The following is a 1,822-nucleotide window of genomic DNA, read 5'->3' as shown; positions in this document are numbered from 1 at the left end:
ACGTGCCCGCACAGCGCGGTGAAGCAGGAAGCCACCGGAAGAGTCAGACGACCCAGGCCGGAATCCCTGGACTTTAGGCCAGGGAGCACGTCAACTGGCGAGCTGAGCGGTCTGCGGACGCGACGGCCATCCAGGCGCCCGTGCCCGGTGGGGGCCGGGCAGCACGACCCCGTTCGGCGCTCCGCCTGACGGGATTCGTATGAGTCAAGGGAGCAGTCGACGATGACGGAACCGATCGTGTGGAACGGAGGCGACGGGGGCAGCGACGAGGACGACCTCCCCGGCCAGCCCTGGACGCCGCCCCCGCCGCCGCCCCCGGACGGCGGCAGCCCTGAAGGTGACGGGAAGCACCGCAAGTGACGCTCACCCCCGAGCAGGAAGGCCGCGCCGGTGACGAGCTGGCGCGGTCCCTCCGCGGCATCGGAGCCCTGACGCCCGAATGGGCCCGGACGTTCAGGGCCGTACCGCGAACGCTGTTCCTGCCGGATCTCGTCTGGCCCTACGACATGGCTACCGGCCGTAGCGTCTCCGTCCACCGTGGCGACGCCCCCGAAGCGTGGGAGCGGGCCGCGTACGCGGACGTCCCGATCGTCACCCAGTGGGACGACGGACAGCACACCGGCACCGAGCCCGGTACCGTCGCGACCAGTTCCGCAAGCATGCCGTATGTCGTGGCCTCGATGCTCCGCGACCTGGATGTGCGCGAGGGCATGCGGGTGCTCGAAGTCGGCACCGGTACCGGCTGGAACGCCGCGCTCCTCGCCCACCGTCTGGGCAGCTCCAACGTGGTCAGCGTCGAGATCGACAGCGCCGTCGCGGAGCAGGCCCGCGCCGCCTTGAAGCGCACCGGGCTCAGTCCCGAAGTGGTCCAGGGAGACGGCCGCGACGGCTGGCCGGACGGGGCACTGTATGACCGCGTGATCGTCACGGCCGGTGTGCGGGCGGTCGCGCCGCAGTGGTTGGAGCAGACCCGGAGCGGCGGGGTCATCCTCGCCCCCTGGGGCACTCACTACAGCGACCAGGACGCGCTGGTCCGGCTGACCGTGGACGAGGACGGCCGGGCTTCGGGGCCGTTCCTGCGCATGGTCGAGTTCATGAAGCTACGGGCCCAGCGTCTCGACTGGGACCGCTTCCGCGCGTACGTCCCTGCCTTCCCCGGCGACGCCGACGTGTCCCGTACCCGACTCACGATGGCGGACCTGGGGGGCCGCTACAAGCCCGCCCGGTTCGTCGTGGGGCTCTGTGTTCCCGACTGCGCCCATGTCGTCAACGAGAGCGATGAGGGGGCCGGGAAGGCGTGGTTCTTCGACTTGGCGAGCCGGTCATGGGCGGTCGCCGAGTTCCGCAGCGGCGAGCCGGACGCCACCGTCCACCAGTCCGGCCCCCGTCGCCTGTGGGACGAGGTGGAACGAGCGCTGACGTGGTGGACCGAGCAGGGCAGGCCGGCCCTTGACCGGTTCGGCCTCACGGTAGGCCCGGACGGGACCACCTGCGCTTGGCTTGAGCGCCCGGCGGACGTTCTGCCGTTCACCTGATCCCGAGACGTTCCCTCGTGGCCAACGGCCGGGGCCACTCATATGACGGTTGCCTGCCTGGGTGCGCCAGGGCATCCCGCCATGCCGACAGCGCGGGCACAGGCATCTCCAGAACCTGTGCCCGTTCTGCCGGTGTGGGGTCAACTCACTTGAGACCCCGCAAAAAGACACCCCACGCCTGCGGCGCGACAGCGAACCGCCCTGCGTCGGGGTTCTTGGAGTCACGGACGGCAACGAGTGCGTTGAGGTCGGCGACTTCTACGCAGTCGCCGCCGGTGTTGCCGCTA

At 70.6% G+C, this 1,822-nt stretch carries 3 protein-coding genes; 2 read left to right on the top strand and 1 reads right to left on the bottom strand.

Annotated features, from left to right (window positions below):
- Positions 1 to 222: 222 nt before the first annotated feature.
- Positions 223 to 360, top strand: a complete 138-nt coding sequence (locus tag ABT245_RS44375; protein ID WP_351746421.1) for a hypothetical protein — start codon at positions 223 to 225, stop codon at positions 358 to 360.
- On the top strand, positions 357 to 1,535 hold the full coding sequence (locus ABT245_RS44370) for a methyltransferase domain-containing protein (RefSeq protein ID WP_351746418.1): 1,179 nt from the start codon (positions 357 to 359) through the stop codon (positions 1,533 to 1,535). Before ABT245_RS44375 ends, ABT245_RS44370 begins: the two co-directional genes overlap by 4 nt.
- A 145-nt stretch (positions 1,536 to 1,680) precedes the next feature.
- Here ABT245_RS44370 and ABT245_RS44365 read toward each other — a convergent pair.
- A partial coding sequence (locus ABT245_RS44365) for a DUF397 domain-containing protein (RefSeq protein WP_351746427.1) occupies positions 1,681 to 1,822 on the bottom strand: 142 nt, incomplete at its 5' end.

Origin of the sequence: Streptomyces sp. NPDC001508 (assembly GCF_040298665.1) — a bacterium.
Taxonomy (GTDB): Bacteria; Actinomycetota; Actinomycetes; order Streptomycetales; family Streptomycetaceae; genus Streptomyces.
The sequence above is the reverse complement of the archived record's forward strand: the minus strand, read 5'-3'. Positions and strand labels throughout refer to the sequence as shown.

Excerpts from the sequence above, each read along its gene's own strand:
- ABT245_RS44375 (WP_351746421.1), top strand. The coding sequence starts at position 223 with ATGACGGAACCGATCGTGTGGAACGGAGGCGACGGGGGCAGCGACGAG.